The organism is Azospirillum sp. B506, assembly GCF_000333595.1.
In the GTDB taxonomy this organism is placed as follows: domain Bacteria; phylum Pseudomonadota; class Alphaproteobacteria; order Azospirillales; family Azospirillaceae; genus Azospirillum.
The window spans coordinates 1-21120 of the sequence record NZ_BADK01000949.1; the positions used below are offsets into that span (position 1 = coordinate 1).

The window sequence follows — 21120 nt, forward strand, 5'->3', positions numbered from 1 at the left end:
AGCCGTGACAGACCATCACGTCGATAGGAGGCATGTGGACGGGCAGCAATGTCTGAAGCTAAGCCTTATAATCGCTCGATCGGCTTGATCTCGACCCCACAAACCGCGCCATGCGCAGCAGCAAGCCTGCTCAAAACAGCAGCTTGACAGCATGCGCCGCAGTTCGATACTCCTCACATCACTTGCACTGAACAAGCATATGCGCTTTTGGGAATGAGCGTCGGTCTTGTGCCTTGGTGACCTGGTGGTCATGGCGAGGTGTCAAACACCCGATCCCATCCCGAACTCGGCCGTGAAAAGCCTCCGCGCCAATGGTACTGCGTCTTAAGACGTGGGAGAGTAGGTCGCCGCCAGGTCACTCAGGCATAAGAGACGCTCAAACAAAACGCTCATGCTTGCATCTTCATCGTCCATCGATCCACAATCAGACATCCGCGGGGTGGAGCAGCCCGGTAGCTCGTCAGGCTCATAACCTGAAGGCCGCAGGTTCAAATCCTGCCCCCGCAACCAACGATGCTTGCGATCCTGGATCGCAGAGAAGCCCGGTCTCCCCGCGGAGGCCGGGCTTCTTCGTGTTCGCGGCGAAGCTCAGCATCGCCGCCAGATCGCCGCGCAGCACGATCACCAGCCCGTTGCCGTCCGGCTGCAGGGTGATCTGGTCGACCAGACCGCGGAGAATATTCGCGGCTTCAGCCTTGGTTTCCTCGGACAGCAGGCGCTCGTGCAGAGCAGCGATCCGCTGCCTGTACACTTCGGCCATGTTCGGGTGCAGAAGGGGAGGGGGCTCGGTCGCGCTCGCCAACATGCCGGTGAGTTCCGCCTTGCGCCCTTCCAGCGTTGCCATCTCGGCTTTCATCGACGGCATGTAAATGCCGTCCTTGATGGCGCCGATGATCCCTCCAATCTGCTTCTCGATCTTGGCCAGCTCACGGCGCCAAGCATCGTGGTCGGTCCGCTGCTCGATGCGCAGCCGGTTCATTTCGCGGGTGAACTCGTCGCAGAACTCCTTGAACAGCGCGGGCTCCATCAGGTGGGCGGCCGTGTCCCGGCAGGTGGTGTCTGAGACGTGAGGCTGGCCCGCCGGAGTGCTCCCCACAGCTGGCGCAGGCGGGCCAGCCATTCGGGAGCAGGCGGTCACCGTGTTCTTCGGCTAAGTTGAGGTTGCTTGACGACCATCAACTGTAACGGAGACCACGATGACCGCGGACAGGATCGCTCTTCAGGAGCTGACTGGGAAGAGTGCTGACGCCGACTTCTTGCGCGAGATGGTCGGCTTTGCCCAGGAGACCGCCGAGGCGGCGCATGAGCAATGGCGCCGGGTCGCCGACAGCCTGCGGCCGCGCTTCTCCAAGCTGGCGGCGCTGATGGACGAGGCGGAGTTCGACGTGTTGGTCTACATGGCCTACCCCAAGGACCTGCGCACCAAGCTACACAGTACAAACCCGCTGGAGCGCCTGAACGGCGAGATCAAGCGGCGCACCAACGTCGTCGGCATCTTCCCTGGGGAAGGCGCGGTTGTCCGCCTTGTCGGCGCCTTGCTGCTGGAACAGCATGATGAGTGGGCGGTGTGCCGACGCTACATGACCATGGAAAGCCTGAACGAGCTGTGCCACCCTTCAGCCACTGACCCGCTGAACATCGCAGCCGAGTAGACCGGCAGCTTCAGCGCGCCGAAGAGCACACAGGCCCTCTCAGACACCACGTCCTGGCACACGATAGACTTTTTAACAGCTGGAAGTTAACCGGCCATATAGGAACTGAGTAACTGCCCGTTGAGCGACCCGTTCGACCTCTTCTGCGGAAACTGTCTCGTGCCCTCCCCAGATGCACCTCTCGTATGGCCCGGCCTCGCAGAGAGCCCTGAAATGTGCCGCAGCACCGGACAATGGCAACCGCTCCCACCCGGGTGAGCTGTTCCGCTCCGCCAAGCGCTGCAAGATAGCGGAGATCTGCCGTTCGGTGCGCTGTATCCCGCGTTCGTAGAACATGCGACCAACTTCCGGAAAGCGGCCGGTTTCGGCCATCACAAGGCGAGTAACCGCAAGCGCGGAAGGCGCCAATATCAAGTCCAGATAGGCTCTTGCGGTGTCCACCAGCACAATCTCGGCCTCTCTCCCGTCGATGTCGACGGCGGCGAGAGAGGCGCAAACCAAAGTGCCGACCTCCTCAACATAGGCTGCGAAAAGCGCCGCTTTGGAGGGGAAGTATCGGTAGAGCGTGCTCTTGGAACCACCCACCTCCGCGGCGATACTGTCCATCGAGGCATCAGCATAGCCATGCCGAAGGAAGGTTTGGCCGGCGATCGTCAGGATTGCAGACCGCCGGGCGGATGGACCGGCGGACATGATCAACTCATTTTTGGCGAACCGCTTCTTGCCATAAGCGCGCTCATTCGATTCTCCTGGCTGTATTTTCAGAGGCGGCTCTCGTGGCTTCTCTGCCGTACTTTTTCTAAATCTCATGCCGGTCCCCATTCACGCGGCGGCAATATTTCGGACTTGTGCAGCAGCCGTATCCAGAAAGGCCTGAGCAAGGCCGGGATCGTTGACGACACGCGAGAGCGTCAGCGCACCGACCATCAGTGAAAGAATTGCCATCGCCTTGCTTTTGAACTCTTCGCCCTGCGTTTCCGAAATCAGGCGTTCGAGGATGTCCAGATGGGTCTTGATCCCGGCTTCGAACGACGCCTTCACCGCGACGCCGTGTCTGGCGGCATCGGAACCGAGCGCCACGATTGGGCAACCGTCGGACTTTTCCTCGCGGTGCCCGGCGCTGAGATAGAAGCCGATCACCGGGCCAAGCGGATCCTCTGGATTTGCAGTGGCCGCCGCGGTCCATCGGCAGTAAGCGCTCTCCAACGCCCGCGTCGACGCCTGAGCCGCCAAATCCTCCTTAGAGGCGAACTGCTTGTAGAAAGCACCCTGGGTCAGGCCCGCCGCCTCCATCAAATCCTTGAGGCCGATGCCGTCGAAGCCGTGCTGCCGAAAAAGACGGCTCGCCACGTTGATCACAGTCTGCCGGTTTTCCTCCGCCTGAACGCGACTCACGCGCATGGTATGCCCCTTTTTAGATTTCGATCAACCTCTATAGGAGATATGGATGACCGGCACAATTCTCCACCTATTCCGCAGGCCTTCTCCGGGGCAGCGCATGGGGGGTGGGATGCCGGCCCCAGGCACCGCCGATCATGGCGACCGCCGTCAGAAGCCCGTATGAAACCGCCGCCAGGGCCGTGATCTGGAACAGGGTCGAAAGTCCGGCACCGAACCAGATGACGGCCGACCAGCCGACGAAGGCCGCGACGATCATGCGGACGGTGCCGGCCAGGACGGGAAACAGGACGCGCTTCGCTCCCTGGCTGGCGAAATAGAGCGCCAACCCCAGCCCGACCGCACCGTAAACCGGCGCCACGATCCGCAGATAGAGGGTGCCCATCGCCAGCACCTGGGGATCGTCGCTGAACAGGCCGATCCAGGCTTGTGGGAAGAATGCTGCGGCAAGGCCGATGACCTCGGTCACCCCGAAGGCGAAAGCGGACCCGATCCAGGCGACGCGGCGTGCCCGCGCCACCTGCCCCGCCCCGATGTTGTGGCCGACCATGGTGACCAAGGCGGTGCCGAGCCCGAAGATCAACGGAATTTGTATGTAATCGAGGCGCGAGGCGATGCCGTACCCGGCGATGGCATCGGCGCCGAACCGGCCGACCGCGGCGGTGACGAGGGCGACGGTGAGATTGACCTGGACGGTGCCGACCGCCGACAGGAGACCGACCCCGAGGATGTCCTTGAACAGGCCCAGGCGCAGGGGAACGATCCTCAGTTTCAGAAGGCTCCGCGAAGAGCGCAGATACAATGTCAGTGCCAGCGCGGCGAACAGATAGTAGATGACCACCGCGGCCCCGCCGCCGGCCACGCCGAGACGGGGCAAAGGCCCCCAGCCGAAGATCAGGGCCGGCGACAGGACGATGAGGAGACCGGTGCCGGACGAGATCACCAGGGCGGGCACCCTCACATTCCCGGCGCCGCGAAGGGCCGACGCCAACAGGGCGGTGACCCAGACCGGGATGGAGCCGGCGAACACGACCCCGGAATAGGTGAGCGCCGCCGTCAGCGACGGTCCCGTTCCTCCCATCGCCCGATAGAGGATCGGTCCGGCGAGGAGAGCCGCCGCGGTAAAGAGGATGCCGAATGCGCCGGCCAGGACGACCGCATGCCAGATCAGCGCTTCGGCGTCCTCGCGGCGTTTCGCTCCCAAGGCCCGCGCGATGGCCGAGGAGACGCCGCCGCCGATGCCGCCATTCGCCATCATCTGCATGAGCATGAGCACAGGAAAGACCAGGGCGACCCCGGCGAGCGCATCGGTCCCGAGAAAGCCGACGAACCAGGTTTCGGCCACCCCGACCAGCGTCTGGACGACCAGGACCAGGGTCGTCGGCACCGCGAGGCGGAGCATCGTCGGCACCACCGGCCCGTCGAGAACGCCGGGCGGCACTTTGTAGGCGGGCGCCGGGGCTGCCGGACCCTCCTGACGGAGCAGGGCGGTCATGGGATTTCCTTCATGAGACCGGGGGTGGCGAGCCTGTTCCCGCTGACGGCTCAGACCGGCAGCCGCAGCATCTTGCGCAAGCTCTTGTCGAAGGCTGCTGCCGGGACGAAGCGGCGCAGAAGGCTGACCTGGCGCGCCAGCTTCCCTGCCGGGTAGCGCAGATTCGGTTGTGCGTCCGTCGCTGCCTTCACGATGGCTTCGGCGATGGTCTCGGGCGTGTCGCCCTTCCTGATCGCGTCCTCCAAGGCCACGGTCACGTCGGCGCGCACCGACGCATAGACATCGAGCGGCCGGTCCGGCCTGATGAGGTTTCCAGCGAACGAGGTCCGGGTATAGGCGGGTTCGACCAGCGAGACCCGGATGCCGAGCGTGCGCAGTTCATGGTCAAGCGATTGGGAGTACCCTTCCACCGCATGTTTCGTCGCCGCGTAGAGCGCGAAATAGGGGGCCGGAATGAAGCCGTGCGCCGAGCTGAGATTGACGATCCTGCCGCTTTTCTGGCGCCGCATGATCGGCAGCACGGCGTTGGTCATGCGGATGACGCCGAACATGTTCACGTCGAACAACGCCCGCGCCTGGGCGAGCGAGGACTCCTCCGCACCGCCGAAAAGCCCGACGCCGGCATTGTTGACCAGCAGATCGATGCGGCCGGCGTCATCCAGCACCTCGTCGACCAGGGCCGCCACGGAGGTGTCGTCGGTGACATCGCAGGTCAGCATGGTGACGCCCTCGGGACCCTTGGCACCCGCGTGACGGCTGGTTCCGAACACATCGAATCCTGTGGCTTGCAGGGCCTTGGCCGCCGCATCGCCGATGCCGGACGACGCACCCGTCACCAGAGCGATGCCGCGCTCTATCTTTGCCATCGAAGTCTCTCTTTCTTCCTTGTGTCGGGCCCGGCCCCGGAAGCGCCGCTGATGGCGGTGCCGCCATGCGAGAGCGCCCTGTCATTTAGATTGCGTTCGACCTCTATAATCGATATAGATGTCGTACGCAATCTAAATTGACTGAGGCGGCGGGCATGAAACAGAGACCCATGGTCGTGGCAGGTGGCGTTCTGACGGCGGCGCTGGGGGCTGCCGCATTCGTGACGCTGTCCATGCACACACAGGAGGCGTCGGCGGTGAGCGACCCCCGGCAGGAGGCGCCGATCGTCCGGCTTGCCGAGGCGGTGCCGGTTGCCCGGGCGGAGCGCGGCTTCACCGGCGTCGTCGGGGCGCGGGTGCAGAGCAATCTCGGCTTCCGCGTCCCCGGCAAGATCATCGAACGGCTGGCGACGGTCGGCCAGCCGGTCAAGGCCGGCCAGCCGCTGATGCGGATCGACGAGACCGATCTGCGCCTCGCACTCACCGCCAAGCGCAACGCGGCAGCCGCGGCGCGTGCAACGGTGGTGCAGACCCAGGCGGACGAGCGGCGCTACGCCAGTCTGGTCAACGACGGCTGGGCCACCCGGCAGCGTCACGAACAGGCGAAGGCCGCGCTGGACACCGCCAGGGCGCAGCTCGCCAGTGCGGAGGCCGATGCGAGGGTCGCAGAGAACGAGGCGACCTATTCGGTCCTGGTGGCCGACAGCGATGGCACGGTGGTCGAAACGCTCGGCGAGCCGGGGCAGGTCGTCGCCGCCGGCCAGACCGTCATCCGGATCGCGCAGGCCGGCCCGCGCGAGGCGGTGGTGGCTCTGCCGGAAACCATCCGGCCACCGATCGGCTCGCCGGCCGAGGCCAGCCTCTATGGCACCGACGGGCAGCGTTACGGCGCGCATCTGCGCCAGCTGTCGGACGCCGCCGATGCCCAGACCCGCACCTACGAGGCGCGCTACGTGCTCGACGGCGACGCCGCCTCGGCACCGCTCGGGGCGACGGTCACCATCAGGCTGACGGGCCTGACGGGCCGGACGGACAACATTCAGGTGCCGCTGGGAGCGGTCCTGGACGACGGCCGGAGAACCGGTGTCTGGACCCTGGACCGCACCAGTTCGACGGTGCGCTTCCAGCCGGTCCGGCTGGTCCGGGTGAGCGGCGAAACCGCCGTGATCTCCGGGATCGGTCTCGGCGACCCGGTGGTGTCGCTCGGCGCTCATCTTCTCCAGGAGGGCGCGCGCGTCAGGACGGCTTCCGAGAGCGGGGGCCAGTGATGAGTCTCAATCTTTCCGCCATCGCCGTCCGCGAACGGGCCGTCACCCTGTTCTTCATCCTCCTGCTGGCGGCGGGAGGCGCCTTCGCCTTCGTCATGCTCGGACGGGCGGAGGATCCCTCCTTCACCATCAAGACCCTGACGGTCACCAGCGTGTGGCCGGGCGCCACCGCGCGCGAGATGCAGGATCTCGTCGCCGAACCGCTGGAGAAACGCCTTCAGGAACTGAGCTGGTACGACCGGGTGGAGACGACGACGCGGCCCGGCTACGCCTATATGACCCTGACGCTGAAGGACAGCACGCCGCCGGCCAAGGTGCAGGAGGAGTTCTACCAGGCCCGCAAGAAGATGGGCGACGAGACGCGCAACCTGCCGTCCGGCGTGCTCGGCCCCTTCGTCAACGACGAATATTCCGACGTCAGCTTCGCGCTCTATGCGCTCAAGGCCAAGGGCATGCCGATGCGCGAACTGGCCCGGCAGACCGAGACGATCCGCCAGGATCTGCTGCATGTGCCCGGCGTCAAGAAGGTCAACATCCTGGGCGAGCGTCCGGAACGGATCTTCGTCGAATTCTCCTATGCCAAGCTGGCGACCCTCGGCGTGTCGGCCCAGGACATCATCGCCGCCTTGCAGCGGCAGAACACCGTCACGCCGTCAGGGTCCATCGACACCCAGGGGCCGCAGGTCTTCATCCGCATCGACGGCGCCTATGACGGGGTGCAGGCGATCGCCGACACGCCGATCGCCGCCGCCGGGCGGACGCTGAAGCTGTCGGACATCGCCGAGGTCCGCCGCGGCTACGAGGATCCGCCGACCTACATCATCCGTCATCAGGGCGAGCCGACCGTCATGCTGGCGACGGTCATGCAGGAGGGTTGGGACGGCCTGGCGCTCGGCAAGGCGTTGGAGGAGCGGGCGGCCGGCATCGCGCAGTCGCTGCCGCTCGGGATGACGCTCGCCAAGGTGACCGATCAGGCCGTCAACATCACCTCGGCGGTCGACGAGTTCATGCTGAAGTTCGCGATGGCGCTTGGGGTGGTTCTGCTCGTCAGCCTGCTCAGCCTCGGCTGGCGCGTCGGCATCGTCGTGGCGGCGGCCGTCCCGCTGACGCTCGCCGTCGTCTTTCTCATCATGCTGGAAACCGGCCGCTTCTTCGACCGCATCACGCTCGGCGCGCTGATCCTGTCGCTCGGTCTGCTGGTGGACGACGCCATCATCGCCATCGAGGTGATGGTGGTGAAGATGGAGGAGGGGGTCGACCGCATCAGGGCGGCGGCCTATGCCTGGAGCCACACGGCGGCGCCGATGCTGTCGGGAACGCTGGTGACCATCGCCGGCTTCCTGCCGGTGGGGTTCGCGCGCTCGACCGCCGGCGAGTATGCCGGCAACATCTTCTGGGTCGTGGGATTCTCCCTCATCGTCTCCTGGATCGTCGCGGTGGTCTTCACCCCCTATCTGGGCGTCAGGATGCTGCCGGCGATCAAGCCGGTCGCCGGCGGTCACGAGGCGATCTACGGCACTCCGAACTACCAGCGCCTGCGGCGCGTCATCAGCTTCGCCGTGCGCCACAAGGTCCTGACCTGCGTCGTCGTCGGCCTCGCCTTTGCCGTCGCCATCGTCGGCATGGGCGGCGTGAAGCAGCAGTTCTTCCCGACCTCCGACCGTCCCGAGGTGCTGGTGGAGGTCCGTCTGCCGGAAGGCAGCAGCATCGAGACGACCACGGCCTCGGTCGAGAAGATCGAGCGCTGGCTGGCCGATCAGCCGGAGGCGAAGATCGTCACCAGCTATATCGGTCAGGGCGCTCCCCGCTTCTTCATCGCCCTGTCGCCGGAACTGCCCGATCCGGCCTTCGCCAAGATCGTCGTGCTCACGCCGGACGCCGAGGCGCGCGAGGCCCTGAAGCACCGGTTGCGGCAGACGGTGGCGCAGGGGCTGGTGCCCGAGGCCTATGTCCGCGTCACCCAGCTGGTGTTCGGCCCCTACACGCCGTTCCCGGTCGAATTCCGGGTGATGGGCCCCGATCCGGCGCAGCTCTACAGCATTTCCGAAAAGGCCCTCGCCATCATGCGGAGCGTGCCGGATGTCCGGCAGGCCAACCGGGATTGGGGCAACCGCACGCCCGTGCTCCGCTTCACGCCCGACCAGGACCGCCTGAACCTCATCGGTCTCTCGCCGGCCGAGGTGGGCCAGCAACTCCAGTTCCTTCTCACCGGAATCGCTGTCACCCAGGTCCGCGAGGACATCCGCAATGTCCCCATCGTGGCGCGCAGCGCCGGCGGCGAACGCCTGGATCCGGCGCGCCTGGCTGATTTCTCGCTGACGAGCCGGAACGGCCAGCAGATCCCGCTCGATCAGATAGGCCATGCGGACATCCGCCTGGAGGAGCCGCTGATGAAACGCCGGGACCGGACATCCGTCATCACGATCCGCTCGGACTACAATGAGGCGACCCAGCCGCCGGAGGTCTCCAAGCAGATCATGACGGCCCTTCAGCCGCTGATCGCCTCGCTTCCGGCCGGCTACCGCATCGAAATGGGCGGATCGATCGAGGAGGCCGTCAAGGCCAACACCGCCCTCGGCAAGGTCTTCCCGGTCATGATCGCCGCCATGCTGGTCTTCATCATGCTGCAGGTTCGGTCCTTCTCGATGATGGCCATGGTCCTGCTGACCGCACCGCTCGGCGTCGTCGGCGTCGTGCCCATGCTGCTCGCCTTCAACCAGCCCTTCGGCTTCAACGCCATCCTCGGGCTGATCGGTCTGGCCGGCATCCTGATGCGCAACACGCTGATCCTGACCGAGCAGATCAAGGAGAATCAGGCGGCCGGCCTCGACGATTATCACGCCGTCATCGAAGCGACGGTGCAGCGGACGCGGCCGGTGATCCTGACCGCCCTTGCCGCGGTGTTGGCCTTCATCCCCCTCACGCACTCGGTCTTCTGGGGGTCGATGGCCTACACACTGATCGGCGGCACGGCGGTCGGCACCGTGCTGATCCTGCTGTTCCTCCCCGCCCTCTACGCCGCATGGTTCCGCATCAGGCCGGCAGCGGCCGGCGAGGCGTCAAGTCCGCATGCCCGCCTCGGGGTGATCTGACGGGCGTTTGCGGGGTGGTTCCCCGAACCGGGATCCGCCCCGCATTTGCCTTGCCTTGTGTCCGCCCGTCATCAAGGATTTACTCTCCTACGTGGGCAGGACCCGAGCTCAGCTCCAACCAATCAAGCTCCTCCTCAACGAGACGGTACGCGTCATCGCCGATGGTTCCGGATCGGCGGAGTTCCGCAATGGCATGGCGGGAGACTGGCACGACCCTCCGCCGCAGCGTGTTGTCGGATGATTCGCGTGGGTCATGACCATGCCGTGCCTTGCTTAGAGCCTCTTTGTACATCGACCTGAGCCGTTCGGCGGCCGGTGTGCCATCGCCATCCAACTCCGCCATTGCGGCCTTGAGCGCGGCGGCCCGTGCCAGGCTCAACTCCATCGCGACGGTGTTGTCTTTCGGCAGGCGCAGGAAGACCAGGAGCGGTCGCAGAGTCAGTCCCTGGACCACCAAGGTTCCGAGCACCACAACAAACGCTGTGAGCAGGATGAAGTCGCGACCAGGAAAGGACATGGGGAGTGCCAGAGCCGCCGCGAGTGTGACGATGCCACGCATGCCCGACCAACTGATCACCACACCTCCTTTCACGGACAGCGGCGGCATGGCCCCGGACGCCTTTTGATCGGTCGCAGGACCTTTCTTTTGCGTCATCGTATAGGCCATCACCCACAAAAGGCGAACGACGATCACGACCACGAGAATGATCAGCGCGGCGCCTACCAGCCTCATCAGCTCCTTGCTGTTGAGCGTTTCGAGGATCGGGCCCAACTGAAGTCCGATGAGGGTGAACGCCAGGACGTTCAGCACGAAGGTCACTGCTTCCCAAACCGCGAATGAAGGAATCCGCAAGCGTGCCGGCAATGGAACCGTCCTTCCCGCCGTCAGGCCGAATACGACGACCGTAACCACCGCGGAGAGACCGAGGCGTTCGGCGAGCAGCCACACGCCGAAGGTGACAACGAACTGAAGGATCACAGATGTCGGCGCATCGCCGACACGCGGGATCAGGCGCGTGATGGAAACTCCGAGAAGCCAGCCCACCACGACGCTGCCAGATGGCGACGAGTCCGAACGCTGGAGGGGCTTCCGCAAAACTGAAGCCGGTGGCGGCGGCGCCAACAGACAGTTTGTAGATGAGGAGCGCTGTCGCGTCGTTCAGCAGACTTTCACTTCCAACACCTTTCGGATCGGTACGGTGGCTCCACTTGTCGCATGACAGCGAGGGCAGCGACCGCATCCGGTGGGGCGAGCAACGCACCCAATGCTATGGCCGCGGACCATGGCATATCGGGGAAGAGCAGCCGTGCCGCAACCGCCACGGCGACCGTGGTCAGACCCACCGCGACCAATACGAGGGACGACACCGGGCGCCAATTGTCCCGCAGATCCCGAAGCGAGGCGTCATGCGCCGCGTCCAGCAGCACCGGGGCTACGAAGAGCGCCAGGATGAGGTCAGGTGGCGGGTTGAGCCGGGGTGAACCCGGCAGGAACGCGACGGCAGCGCCACCCAAAGCCAGGAGTGTGGGGTAAGGGACGTTCGCCCGCTGCGCGACTGTCGACAGGATCGTTGCACCCAGGAGCAAGCCAAGGATGGTTTCGAATATGAGCATAAGTGCGGAACGTCTCCCTTCGGCATGATGTGTCGTCGTGTGCCACATGGTATACGCCCGGTGGCACGTCGGCGGGATTGCACAGGCTTCGGAAGTCAAATTCATGAATTCCGGCCATGAGCGCATGCGGATTTCAACGTCTAATCGCTCCATCGCCGCACGCCTATACTTCGAGGCCGCGTGAATCCAAAAAGGTCCATGGAACAGCGCCGAGGAGGAGCAATGCAGCCCTTGCACTTGAAAACGGCGGCATGAAGGTCTCAGCCATCGGCTTTGGCTGTATGGGACTGAGTTACGGTCATGGCCCTGTGACCGACAAGCAGCTGGGGATCACACCGATCCATGCGGCGGTCGCCGCGGCATTGCCCAAGCGGCCGGGTCGCTGATCGACATGACACTTTCAATGGAGATTTCGATATGAGGACCATCGGCTATGCGGTCCAGTCTGCCGAGACCCCCCTGGCGCCCTTCAGCTTCGAACGGCGGCAATTGCGTTCCAATGACGTGGCGATGGAAATCCTCTATTGCGGGGTCTGCCACTCGGATCTCCACTGGGTGCGCAACGATTGGGGGTGGACCGTTTTCCCCGCCATTCCCGGCCACGAGATCGTCGGGCGCGTGATCGGTGTCGGTTCCGACGTGACACGCCACAAGCTTGGAGATCATGTGGCGGTCGGCTGCATGGTCGACAGCTGCCAGCAGTGCGACCAGTGCAAGAAGGGCGAGGAACAGCTCTGCCGCGAAGGGAACACCGGCACCTACGGTGGCTTCGACCGCTTCACCAAGGAACACACCCTTGGCGGTTATTCCAAGCATCTGGTCGTTCGTGAGGACTTCGCGTTGCGTGTGCCGGATGGACTCGATCTGGCCAAAGCGGCACCGCTTCTGTGTGCCGGCATCACCACCTATTCGCCGCTGCGGACCTGGAATGTCGGGCCCGGAAGTCGGGTCGGAGTGATCGGCCTGGGCGGACTCGGGCATATGGCGGTCAAGCTCGCCGCCGCGATGGGGGCCGACGTGACCGTCATGAGCCGGACGACGGACAAGGAGGCGGATGCCCTGGCGCTTGGCGCCGACGCGTTGCTCGTCTCGTCCGATCCCGCGGCTATGGAGAAGGCGGCGAACAGCTTCGACTTGATCATCGATACGGTGCCGGTGAAGCACGACATCAGCCCTTATCTGCCGTTGCTGGACGTGGACGGCACGCTGGTGATCGTCGGGCAGGTCGGTCCGCTTGCAGAACCAACCACGGTACCTCTGCTGCTGGGGCGCCGCCGGGTGGCGGGCTCACCGATAGGCGGGATCGCCGAAACCCAGGAATTGCTGAATTTCTGCGCAAAGAAGAACATCCTGCCTGACGTGGAGATGATCCGCATGGATGAGATTCATCACGCCTTCGAACGCCTGGAGAAGGCCGATGTCCGCTACCGCTTCGTGATCGACATGGCATCGTTGTCCGCCCCAACCGACACGTCGTTCTGACAAGGCCTTGCGGGGGCGGAGTGCGGCCTGATGGAGGCTGCCTTGACCTGTTGATCTGTCCGGCGGCTGACAGTGTCTTCCAGCAATTCCCGATCCCATTATTTACATTGTTCAGGAAGCATCATGAAGATCTGGACATGGCCGGCCGCGGTCCTGCTGATCGCCGTCGGTGTCATGGCGTCTGCCGAAGCCTCGGCCGAAGAACGCGCGAAATCGGCACCTCTGGTCATCCAGGCGCAAGGCAGCTTCGCTGTCGGCGGAACCGTGGTTACCAACCCCGGCACCTTCGATCCGGCCATGCCGACCCCGGCCGGCCAGACGCTCCACGGCGATCATGCCTACGCATTCTATCAAATCCCGGTAAATTCCCGAAAATACCCTTTGGTTCTCTGGCATGGCGCCGGACAGTTCTCGAAGACGTGGGAAACCACTCCTGACGGTCGGGAGGGGTATCAGAGCATCTTCCCGTGCAGGGGCGTCGGGGTTTACGTCCTCGACCAACCGCGGCGCGGGAATGCCGGGCGCAAGCACGCAGCCGGCCACGATCGCGCCCACACGCCGATGAACGGGCGTGGTTCAACATCTTTCGTGTGGGCGTCTGGCCGGATTACTTTCCCGGTGTTCAGTTTTCCCGCGACCCGGAAAGCCTGAACCAGTATTTCCGCTCGATGACTCCCAACACCGGGCCGTTCGATCTGGAGGTGATCTCGGACGCAGTCGCGGCGCTGTTCTCACGGATCGGACCGGGAATCCTTGTCACCCATTCCCAGAGCGGCGGCCCCGGCTGGCGAACGGCGATCAAGAGTTCCAACGTTCGCGCCATTGTCGCCTACGAGCCGGGCAGCAACTTCATGTTCCCGGACGGTGAGGTACCGCCTGCGATGCCGAGTGCCGGAGGCCCGCTCGAGGCGGTTGGCGTGCCTCTGACAGAGTTCATGGCGTTCACGAAGATCCCGATCATCATTTTTTACGGCGACAATATCCCGGCGCAACCGATGGCCAATCCTGGTCAGGACCAGTGGCGCGTGCGTCTCGACATGGCCCGGCTATGGCGGGATGCCGTGAACCGCCGTGGCGGCGACGTCACCGTCGTGCATCTCCCCGAGGTCGGGATCCGCGGCAACACGCACTTTCCGTTCTCGGCCCTGAACAATCTTGAGATCGCGGATTTGATGTCCAAGTTTCTCGCGGAGAAGGGATTGGACTGAAGCCGTCAGAAACCGGGAGGCGGTGTCGGGTTCACCCACCTCGACCGACACCGGCTTGAAAGCCGGTCCCGGCATGCCTTGAACACTTCCGGTGCGATCCGGGTCCATTGCCCTGTCCGCCGATCCGCTGCCTGGACGGTCACCATCCAGTCACCCAAGGTCTGGCCAGCTACTATGGACCAGTCCAGGTCGTATTGGTAACGGGCCTTCACCTCAAAGCGTTGATGATTGGCATCCCGTCCATCTGTCATCGTCGAACAGCCGGTCGAACAGCCGGTCACGGTCCTCCTGGGACAGGGGGCACATCCCCAGCAGTTCGGTGACGGCCAGCCCACGCGCCGCTGCCCACCGGAGCAGCGCGAGATCAGGATCGGTCGCCTCCGCTTTCATCTTTGCGACGGTTCCCGCCGAGTGTTCCCGCGCGCTGCTCAGCAGATCCGGATTATCTGCGACGACCGCGAATACGGCGAAGGCGATGGCCCGTTGCCGGGTCAGCGTCTGGCGCAGGGTATCGATCTGGGCGGCCAACTGCGGATAGGCGAGCGCATTCTCATGTTCGGCCAGGAAATGCCGCGAAGCCTCCTCGAACTGCTCGGTCTGGAAGGCGAGAAGGGCTGCCAGCACCGCGCTCTTGTTGTGGAAATGGTGCAGGAGGGCACCCTTGCTCATCCCGCTTTCCTTGACGATCGCATCAAGCGTGAGCCGTCCCGGCCCATCCCGCGCGATGATTGTCAATGCAGCCTGAAGGACGGCGTTACGGGTGCGTTCCGAACGGACAGAATTTTCCATGAGAAACTCGAACGAGGCGGTTTCGGCCGGTTCAGGCCGGAAAATGTGAGGCGGGATGAACAGTCATAGCGCGCCGATGCCTCGAATAACAAGCCGGCTGGTTGGTTTAATGGGCGAACGGCTCTGTTTAGGATGTCTGCGCGATGGGAGTCCGTCAGGTTCCGGGCACAGTGCCTGACGGACTCCATGCCTCCCCAAGTGCGTTATGGCTCAACCAAGGCCGCTCGAACCGATGCCGTTCCGGGGAGCAGCCTCCCGTTCATCGCAATTGCGCCGCCAAGGCCGCGGCGCCCTTGTCGATGCCGGTTCTGGCTGCGGCCAGCGATCCGAAGCTGGACGGAATGTTGTAGGGATTGGGATACTGCTTGGCGATGAAGGCATCCAGCAGCCGGTCGGACGGCGCATCGTAAATCTCGACCGCGTAGATCACCGAACCTGTCATCGTGCCCTCGCCGCCCCGTACCGACTGCACACCGTTGTAGAGGCCGCCGGCGATGTCGAAGCGCGACAGCGCCCCCAGCACCGGCGTGGTGGTGGCGGCCCCGGTCAGGGTCAGCTTGAGACGCAGGGTGTGGGGGGCGGGAGTTTGCACGGTGCGGAAGCGGGGCGAGAGCTCCGCGGTGAAGCTGCGCTGCATGTGGTCGGCGAGCGTCCTCTTGTCCTGCTCGGACATGTCGCCGAACTGTTGGTCGGCACCGCGGTAGATCGCGACCGGATCGACGATGATCTGGTCGTAATCGCGCCAGTTCATCCCGGTGTTGTAGCGGAACGGAATCCGGCCGGTGTCGTCCTGTGGATTCGGGGCGAGATAAGAGGAGGATTTGAGGCCGGAATAAGCGACGGGATCGGGACTGGCGCAGGCGGCGACCAGTGCGCAGACGACAGCGACGACAGCCGTCGGAATGAGGCGTCGGCGTGCCCGTGACGCGACGAGGATTTGAGGCATGGAATTGGATCCTTTCCGGGGGGGGTATTCAAGATGCCGTAAGCGCGTCCGCGATACGGTCGGCAAGGCGTGCGAGAGTCCGGCTCAGCGCCAGGACGAGCGCATCCGGACCCGGGCCGACGGGACTGAGGGTTTCCTCGACGCTCCGTTCAGTGGGAGGGAGGGGGGAACGGGGATGGCGCAGGACGAAATGCGCGGCCAGAACGGCGTGTCCGTCCGCATCGGCCTCGAAGCGGTCGATTCCCACCTCGACCAGGACAGCGGGAGCGCCGGCTCCGCCGATGACGTCGGTCGCGATGCCGTTCACCGCATCGGTCACGGTGGCGGCGGGCAAGCGGTCGGCCAGGTTCCGTCGCAGCACGGCGGCGATCATGTCGCCCGGCGCGGCCGCCCATTGCCCGCCGGTCGGAACCAGCCGGGTGTCGCCGGCCAGTCTGAGAATGTCCGGGCGATCCAAGGCGCGCGCCACCGTCACGTCGTGCAGTTCGACCCGTGCCGTCACGTCGGCACGCACGGGTCCGGCAACCGGTACAGGACGGAACCAGTCCAGCCGGGCGGAGGTGCAACCGGCAATCGGTACGGCGAGCAGCCATCCCAGCAGGACGCGCCGGCCGGTGGCCCCGGGGAGATATCCGGCCGTCATGGCCTGCGCCCCTGGATCAGGGCCTCGGGGTGGCTCTCCAGCAGTTCGGCGAGCCGGCGCAAGGCCTTGGCGGCCTCGGCGGCCTGCCGCACGCCCTGCTCCGTCTGCCGCCGGAACGACGACTCCGCGCCATAGCCTTCCTCCAGAGATCGTGCCAATGTCTGCACGGCGTTTAGGGATTGGGCGCCGGCCCGCATCAGTTGCGGCAACTGCGCCATGGCCGGTCCCAGCCCGTTGTCCGCCTTGCGCAGAAGGGTCCGGGCACTGCCGGCCAGCCCGTCGATGGCGGCGAGGGCCGAAACCAGTTGGGTGCCGATCGCCTCCAACGGGAGGGCATCGATCCGGCCCGCCACCGCGCTGAGTGCGGCAATCGGATCGTTTCCCGTGCTGGGGAGCGACGGCAGCAGGATCGCGCCGCTGCCCTCCACCGCCTGTGCGATCGCCGCCGGCCCGTCCGGCTCCGGAGCATCGTTCCAGTGCTCGATCGACAGATGCTTCGCGCCCGTCAACAGATTGCCGGTCCGCAGTGCGATCCGATAGCGCTCCCCAGCCCGGCCGGACAGCAGGCGCTCTGCCTCGGACCGCGTGCTGCCGCTCCCAAGGAGGCGGTCCGGCTCCACCGTCAGGTGAACGGCCACGCGAAACCGCCGGGTCCTGGCGTCGTGGACCAGGCCTACGGCGGTGACAGTGCCGACCCGCAGTCCCTGAAGATCGACAGGAGAGCCGATGCCAAGACCATCGATGGCCTCATCGAAATAGGTGAGGATCTCGACCCGGCCGGCGGTGTCGGCCGCCGCAGCCACGCTTCGGTCCGCAAGCAGCGGGAATGCCGCACCCGACGGCGCCGCCGGTCCCCCCAGCTTGTCCGGCGGGGTTTCGAAGGCGATGCCGCCACCCAGGGCCGCCCGCAGACTTTCCAGTTCCAGAGTCAGACCGGTCGAGCCAAGATCGAGGCGGATGCCGCTGCTGTTCCAGAAGCGGGTCTCGGCCCGGACATAGCCGTCATAGGGTGCACGGATGAAGATCCGGAGCGTGATCGGGCCATCCGCGACCGGCGGATCGACATCCAGCACGGAACCGACCGGTTTATCGCGAAAGCTCACCGTCGATCCGGCTGACAGCGGCCCCAGCCTTTCGGTTTGCAGAAGATAGACGGAGCCATGTTCCCCGGCGCGGATGTCGGGAGGCTGCTCGAGGCCGGTGAAGCGGGTTTCCGGCTGCGTTTTGGCCATCCCGGCCGGGTCGAACTCGATGTATGGGCCGGTCAGCAAGGTTTCGAAGCCCGACAGCGCCTCGGCGCCGAGCCGGGGCTGCACGATCCAGAATCGGGCGCCCTCCGTCAGCCAGCCGGCAAAGGTGCCGTCGATCCTCGCGGTGATGCGCAGGTGCAAGCGGTCCTCGGCCAACCGCACCGCCTCCACACTTCCGATCTGGGCCGAGCGATAGCGGATCTGGGTCTGGCCGGCGACAATGCCCGAGGCGTTCCGGAAGTCGATGGTGATGGCTGTTCCCCGCTGACGCCATGCCTGGTAACCGACCACCACCGAGAGGGTGGCCGCCAGCACCGGCACCAGCCAGACCCAGGAGAGCGTTCGCCGGCCTCGTCCGGAGCTGTGGGACCTCAAGGTCATCACCGCCTCCCACAGGACGGGACGGCCGCCGGGCCGGTGCCGGCATCCCACAGCAGCCGCGGATCGAATGCTCTGGCGGCCAGCATGGTCAGGACGACCACCGCCCCGAAGAACACACCGCCGGGACCGGCGACGACCGAGGCGGCGGCATCGAACCGAAGCAGCCCGATCAGCACGGCCACGATGAAGACGTCGATCATCGACCAGCGCCCCAGCGCCTCGATCAGGCTGTAGAGACGGGTGTAGATCCAGGCCCGGTCGCCGGACGGCCTGCTCACATGCAGAAGCATCGCCGTCAGGCCGGCAAGCTTCAGCAGCGGAAACAGGACGCTCGTCACGAAGACGATCACCGCCAGCGGCCAGAAGCCGTTCTCGGCGAAGGCTGCGACACCGCCCATGATCGTGTGGGATTCAGCGTGACCCAGCCGGATCAGCGTCATCACCGGCAGCAGATTGGCCGGCACATAGGCGATGGCGGCCGCCGTCACCAGGGCCCAGCTGCGCGCCACGCTGTCGGGTTTGCGCGACCGCAGCGGGGTTCCGCAGCGCGGGCAGGGCGCGCCGGGCGGCAGGAACGCCGACCGGCGGCAGTACGGGCAGCTTTGCGGGGGGGAGCCGGCCAGGAAAGGCGCCGGGTCTTCCGCAGCGTTGAGCGCATGCCAGATCGACTGCGGTTCGAACAGGGCATCGGCAACCAGCGTCGTCACCACGAAGGCGAAGAGGCCATAGGCCGCCGGCCCGATCTGAACGTCGGCCATGGTCGTGAGCCGGACATAGGCCACGATCCCGCCGACGAGGAAGATTTCGGGCATGCACCAGGCGCCGAGCCGATCGTGCCAGCGAAGCAGCGCCACCATGCGGGGCGCCATCCGCTGCGGGGATCGGAACATGAGAAGGCCCGACAGCACGGCGATCCGCAGCGTCAGGCGCAGCAGCGGCGCCATCATCACGGTCGCAACCAGCAGCAGGGCGAGCGGGGCGGCTCCGTCCTCCAGGAAGAAGCGGGCACCGGACAGCGGGGTACTGTCTCTGTAGCGTCCGAGAAGCCGGATGGAGAGGAGCGGCGACGCAAGGGTAATGACGCCGAGGAGCCAGGCGCCGATGGACAGCGCCAGGGGCGTTGTCAGCGGTTCGTCATGATCCCGCCTGAGCAACTCGCCGCAACGCGAACAATGATGGCGACCGTCTGGCTCCGGTGATGGCAACAGAACCAGTTGGCCGCAGGAATCGCAGGCCAGCATGCAGTCGCCGTCAGTGAAGCCGGAGGTGGCTAAATCGGGGGCGCCGCTTCTGGAATGGACCGGGGAACCCACAGCGGTTCCGCCGCCCAAGGGCATCTGCATGTCGGCGGCCATGGCCTGTCCTGCGCTGATGACGACGTTGTCACGCTATCACCAAGCGCCGATCGGTGTAAACCGTCTAGACGGTATGTTTTTGATTTCGGGCGCGGTCCTGAGGGATTGCGATCGTGCGCAGTTTGAATCGCTGTTGAAGATAGAACTTCGGGCCGATCCGAATGCCGGTTCGGGGTGCGGCTTGTGCCTGTTCCCAAACCTTGGGGGCATAGCCGGATTGGTCGTGAAGTGCACCCGACAGCGCTGCCACGTGGCGCGGAACACCTTGGACACGGCGGCCTTTATGCCTTCGTGGGCGTCGGAGATCACCAGCTTCACCCCGGCCAAGCCGCGGCGCTTGAGCTTGCGTAGGAACTCGATCCAGAAGGTCTCGGCTTCCGAGGCGCCGATGTCCATGCCCAGCACCTCGCGCCGGCCGTCGTTGTTCACGGCCACCGCGATGGTCACGATGACCGCCCCGCTGTGCAAAACCGGCCCGCCTACGCCAGCTCTGGGGGGGCGCTTCGGCGGGCCGGTTCCCCACAGCTCCTACACCACGTTCAGGGACGTGACCCGGCCCGGTAGGCCAGCCGTCGGCCATTGCTTTCGACGAATTGGGTTCGAGCGTCGGCGGAACTGGGAGCGGATTGCAGGGCATTCGGATGGGGGAGGGTGGTCATGTTCGAGGTTCCGACTGATTGGAGGGAGGGAAGCCGGGCTGTATTGCTCCATCAACCAGGGGAGAGCGCCGAATTCAGGCGCTTTCCCCTGGCCCCACGCCTGATCCGGCTTGAGATGATCGACTGGCTCAGGTGGTAACGGGGGTGCGGTAACGGTCCGCCGGCGTGCCGCCGAGCCCCGAGGGGAGTGCGGCGCGGGCGCCCTCAAACGTTTCCCACAGGCTGGCATCGGCCAGAGGGGGGATGGTGACACTCTCCCGGCGGTCAAAGCCGACAAGGGCGGCGTCGACGAGGTCGTCGACCGACATGACATTGGGGATCTGCTCCACATCCACGCCGGCCTTCGCCCAAATCGCGGTGCGCGTCGCGGCCGGCAGCACGGCCTGCACATAAACGCCTTTCGGGCCCATTTCCGCCGCCAGCCCCTGCGACAGGGTGAGGATGTAGGCCTTCGTCGCCGCATAGATACCGGGAAAATACGCCGGCATGAGCGAAACCACCGAGCCAATGTTAATGATGGCGCCGTTCCCACGGGCCGCCATGCCGTCAACGGCCGCCGACGCAAGCAGGGTGGGTGCGGTGATGTTGAGGCGGATCAACGCCTCCATCTTATTCGGGTCGTTCCCATGGAACGGCCCCATCAGCGCCGCGCCGGCATTGTTGACAAGAATGTCGACGGGCCCCCCAACGCGCAGGCGCTTTTCCACGAGGCCGAGATGCGTCGCATCAGTCAGGTCGGCCGTAATCACCTCCACCGAAACCGCGTGGGCCGCGCGCAGTTCCGCAGCCAAGCCCTCCAGTTTGTCCGTGTTGCGCGCCACAAGAACAAGGTCATGGCCGCGGGCGGCGAAGCGACGGGCGTAGGTGGCACCTATTCCTTCCGATGCGCCCGTGATGAGAGCTGTCGACATTGAATCTTCTCCGAAACGAGGAGCGGTTCGCTCACATGGATGATGGTTATCATCTAATTGAAAAGATGATGGATGTCATCTATAATTTTTCCGCGAAGGAGATTTAGGGAT

At 65.1% G+C, this 21120-nt stretch carries 18 protein-coding genes, 1 tRNA gene, 2 rRNA genes and 2 pseudogenes; 10 read left to right on the forward strand and 13 right to left on the reverse strand.

The features are described from left to right. From I71_RS29260 to I71_RS29280, 5 genes and pseudogenes are all read left to right on the forward strand, one after another. A 23S ribosomal RNA gene (locus tag I71_RS29260) occupies nt 1-92 on the forward strand; the annotation flags it as partial. Between the two features lie 148 nt (nt 93-240). After that, nucleotides 241-356: ribosomal RNA gene (gene rrf / locus I71_RS29265) — 5S ribosomal RNA — on the forward strand. Nucleotides 357-433: 77 nt separating this feature from the next. Beyond that, nucleotides 434-510 (forward strand) — tRNA-Met (locus tag I71_RS29270). A 7-nt stretch (nt 511-517) separates the two neighbouring features. Further along, a complete protein-coding gene (locus I71_RS36550) occupies nt 518-1063 on the forward strand; it encodes a hypothetical protein (protein WP_083897456.1) in 546 nt (181 codons plus the stop codon). A gap of 211 nt (nt 1064-1274) precedes the next feature. Then, nucleotides 1275-1652 (forward strand): annotated as a pseudogene (locus I71_RS29280) (transposase); the annotation flags it as partial. A 72-nt stretch (nt 1653-1724) separates the two neighbouring features. On the opposite strand, the gene I71_RS29285 reads toward I71_RS29280, so the two are convergent. The 4 genes from I71_RS29285 to I71_RS29300 form a co-directional block, all read right to left on the reverse strand. Further along, a complete protein-coding gene (locus tag I71_RS29285; RefSeq protein WP_083897457.1) occupies nt 1725-2474 on the reverse strand; it encodes a TetR/AcrR family transcriptional regulator in 750 nt (249 codons plus the stop codon). Further along, complete coding sequence (locus I71_RS29290) at nt 2475-3053, reverse strand: TetR/AcrR family transcriptional regulator (protein ID WP_042702703.1); 579 nt, start codon at nt 3051-3053, stop codon at nt 2475-2477. A gap of 67 nt (nt 3054-3120) precedes the next feature. After that, nucleotides 3121-4545 (reverse strand): MATE family efflux transporter, encoded by a 1425-nt coding sequence (locus tag I71_RS29295; protein ID WP_042702705.1) that lies wholly within the window; start codon nt 4543-4545, stop codon nt 3121-3123. Between the two features lie 50 nt (nt 4546-4595). After that, entirely contained in the window at nt 4596-5411 is an 816-nt protein-coding gene (locus I71_RS29300; protein ID WP_042702708.1) for an oxidoreductase, read from the reverse strand. A gap of 155 nt (nt 5412-5566) precedes the next feature. Between I71_RS29300 and I71_RS29305 the strand changes: the two genes are divergently transcribed. Beyond that, nucleotides 5567-6679: an efflux RND transporter periplasmic adaptor subunit gene (locus tag I71_RS29305; RefSeq protein WP_042702711.1), complete on the forward strand. Its 1113-nt coding sequence runs from the start codon at nt 5567-5569 to the stop codon at nt 6677-6679. Then, nucleotides 6679-9771 carry an efflux RND transporter permease subunit gene (locus I71_RS29310; RefSeq protein WP_042702714.1) on the forward strand — a complete coding sequence of 1031 codons (3093 nt, stop codon included), beginning with the start codon at nt 6679-6681 and terminating at the stop codon, nt 9769-9771. The genes I71_RS29305 and I71_RS29310 overlap by 1 nt, the downstream gene beginning before the upstream one ends. A gap of 79 nt (nt 9772-9850) precedes the next feature. Here the strand turns inward: I71_RS29310 and I71_RS38975 are convergent, their stop codons facing one another. Further along, nucleotides 9851-10816, reverse strand: a complete 966-nt coding sequence (locus I71_RS38975) for a cation:proton antiporter (protein WP_199902283.1) — start codon at nt 10814-10816, stop codon at nt 9851-9853. Nucleotides 10817-10941: 125 nt separating this feature from the next. After that, nucleotides 10942-11538, reverse strand: a complete 597-nt coding sequence (locus tag I71_RS41140) for a cation:proton antiporter (RefSeq protein ID WP_375731228.1) — start codon at nt 11536-11538, stop codon at nt 10942-10944. Nucleotides 11539-11802: 264 nt separating this feature from the next. On the opposite strand from I71_RS41140, the gene I71_RS29320 reads away from it, so the two are divergent. The 3 genes from I71_RS29320 to I71_RS38990 all read left to right on the forward strand — a co-directional run bounded on the left by I71_RS29320 (nt 11803) and on the right by I71_RS38990 (nt 14075). Then, nucleotides 11803-12867, forward strand: coding sequence for an NAD(P)-dependent alcohol dehydrogenase (locus I71_RS29320; RefSeq protein ID WP_042702716.1), 1065 nt, complete (start codon nt 11803-11805; stop codon nt 12865-12867). A gap of 123 nt (nt 12868-12990) precedes the next feature. Beyond that, a complete protein-coding gene (locus I71_RS38985; RefSeq protein WP_199902285.1) occupies nt 12991-13518 on the forward strand; it encodes a hypothetical protein in 528 nt (175 codons plus the stop codon). Next, a complete protein-coding gene (locus tag I71_RS38990) occupies nt 13458-14075 on the forward strand; it encodes an alpha/beta fold hydrolase (protein WP_199902286.1) in 618 nt (205 codons plus the stop codon). Before I71_RS38985 ends, I71_RS38990 begins: the two co-directional genes overlap by 61 nt. A gap of 213 nt (nt 14076-14288) precedes the next feature. Here the strand turns inward: I71_RS38990 and I71_RS29330 are convergent, their stop codons facing one another. From I71_RS29330 to I71_RS29360, 7 genes and pseudogenes are all read right to left on the reverse strand, one after another. Continuing rightward, nucleotides 14289-14864 carry a TetR/AcrR family transcriptional regulator gene (locus I71_RS29330; protein ID WP_042702719.1) on the reverse strand — a complete coding sequence of 192 codons (576 nt, stop codon included), beginning with the start codon at nt 14862-14864 and terminating at the stop codon, nt 14289-14291. A gap of 259 nt (nt 14865-15123) precedes the next feature. Continuing rightward, nucleotides 15124-15810 carry a DUF3313 domain-containing protein gene (locus I71_RS29335; protein ID WP_042702722.1) on the reverse strand — a complete coding sequence of 229 codons (687 nt, stop codon included), beginning with the start codon at nt 15808-15810 and terminating at the stop codon, nt 15124-15126. Between the two features lie 28 nt (nt 15811-15838). Further along, nucleotides 15839-16453, reverse strand: a complete 615-nt coding sequence (locus I71_RS29340) for a membrane integrity-associated transporter subunit PqiC (RefSeq protein ID WP_042702725.1) — start codon at nt 16451-16453, stop codon at nt 15839-15841. Further along, nucleotides 16450-18024, reverse strand: a complete 1575-nt coding sequence (locus I71_RS29345) for an intermembrane transport protein PqiB (RefSeq protein WP_159107447.1) — start codon at nt 18022-18024, stop codon at nt 16450-16452. The genes I71_RS29340 and I71_RS29345 overlap by 4 nt, the downstream gene beginning before the upstream one ends. Nucleotides 18025-18083: 59 nt before the next feature. After that, the gene (locus I71_RS29350) at nt 18084-19238 is read right to left on the reverse strand and encodes a paraquat-inducible protein A (protein WP_159107448.1); all 1155 of its coding nucleotides are present in this window, start codon (nt 19236-19238) and stop codon (nt 18084-18086) included. A 417-nt stretch (nt 19239-19655) separates the two neighbouring features. Next, nucleotides 19656-19895, reverse strand: a pseudogene (locus tag I71_RS29355) (transposase); the annotation flags it as partial. 331 nt (nt 19896-20226) lie between these two features. Next, nucleotides 20227-21009, reverse strand: a complete 783-nt coding sequence (locus tag I71_RS29360; RefSeq protein ID WP_042702728.1) for an SDR family oxidoreductase — start codon at nt 21007-21009, stop codon at nt 20227-20229. Nucleotides 21010-21120: the final 111 nt, after the last annotated feature.

Excerpts from the sequence above, each read along its gene's own strand:
- I71_RS29320 (WP_042702716.1), top strand. The coding sequence starts at position 11,803 with ATGAGGACCATCGGCTATGCGGTCCAGTCTGCCGAGACCCCCCTGGCG.
- I71_RS29290 (WP_042702703.1), bottom strand. The coding sequence starts at position 3,053 with ATGCGCGTGAGTCGCGTTCAGGCGGAGGAAAACCGGCAGACTGTGATC.
- I71_RS29330 (WP_042702719.1), bottom strand. The coding sequence starts at position 14,864 with ATGGAAAATTCTGTCCGTTCGGAACGCACCCGTAACGCCGTCCTTCAG.
- I71_RS29335 (WP_042702722.1), bottom strand. The coding sequence starts at position 15,810 with ATGCCTCAAATCCTCGTCGCGTCACGGGCACGCCGACGCCTCATTCCG.
- I71_RS38985 (WP_199902285.1), top strand. The coding sequence starts at position 12,991 with ATGAAGATCTGGACATGGCCGGCCGCGGTCCTGCTGATCGCCGTCGGT.
- I71_RS29295 (WP_042702705.1), bottom strand. The coding sequence starts at position 4,545 with ATGACCGCCCTGCTCCGTCAGGAGGGTCCGGCAGCCCCGGCGCCCGCC.
- I71_RS29300 (WP_042702708.1), bottom strand. The coding sequence starts at position 5,411 with ATGGCAAAGATAGAGCGCGGCATCGCTCTGGTGACGGGTGCGTCGTCC.
- I71_RS29340 (WP_042702725.1), bottom strand. The coding sequence starts at position 16,453 with ATGACGGCCGGATATCTCCCCGGGGCCACCGGCCGGCGCGTCCTGCTG.
- I71_RS29360 (WP_042702728.1), bottom strand. The coding sequence starts at position 21,009 with ATGTCGACAGCTCTCATCACGGGCGCATCGGAAGGAATAGGTGCCACC.
- I71_RS29285 (WP_083897457.1), bottom strand. The coding sequence starts at position 2,474 with ATGGGGACCGGCATGAGATTTAGAAAAAGTACGGCAGAGAAGCCACGA.
- I71_RS29310 (WP_042702714.1), top strand. The coding sequence starts at position 6,679 with ATGAGTCTCAATCTTTCCGCCATCGCCGTCCGCGAACGGGCCGTCACC.
- I71_RS29305 (WP_042702711.1), top strand. The coding sequence starts at position 5,567 with ATGAAACAGAGACCCATGGTCGTGGCAGGTGGCGTTCTGACGGCGGCG.
- I71_RS41140 (WP_375731228.1), bottom strand. The coding sequence starts at position 11,538 with ATGGAGCGATTAGACGTTGAAATCCGCATGCGCTCATGGCCGGAATTC.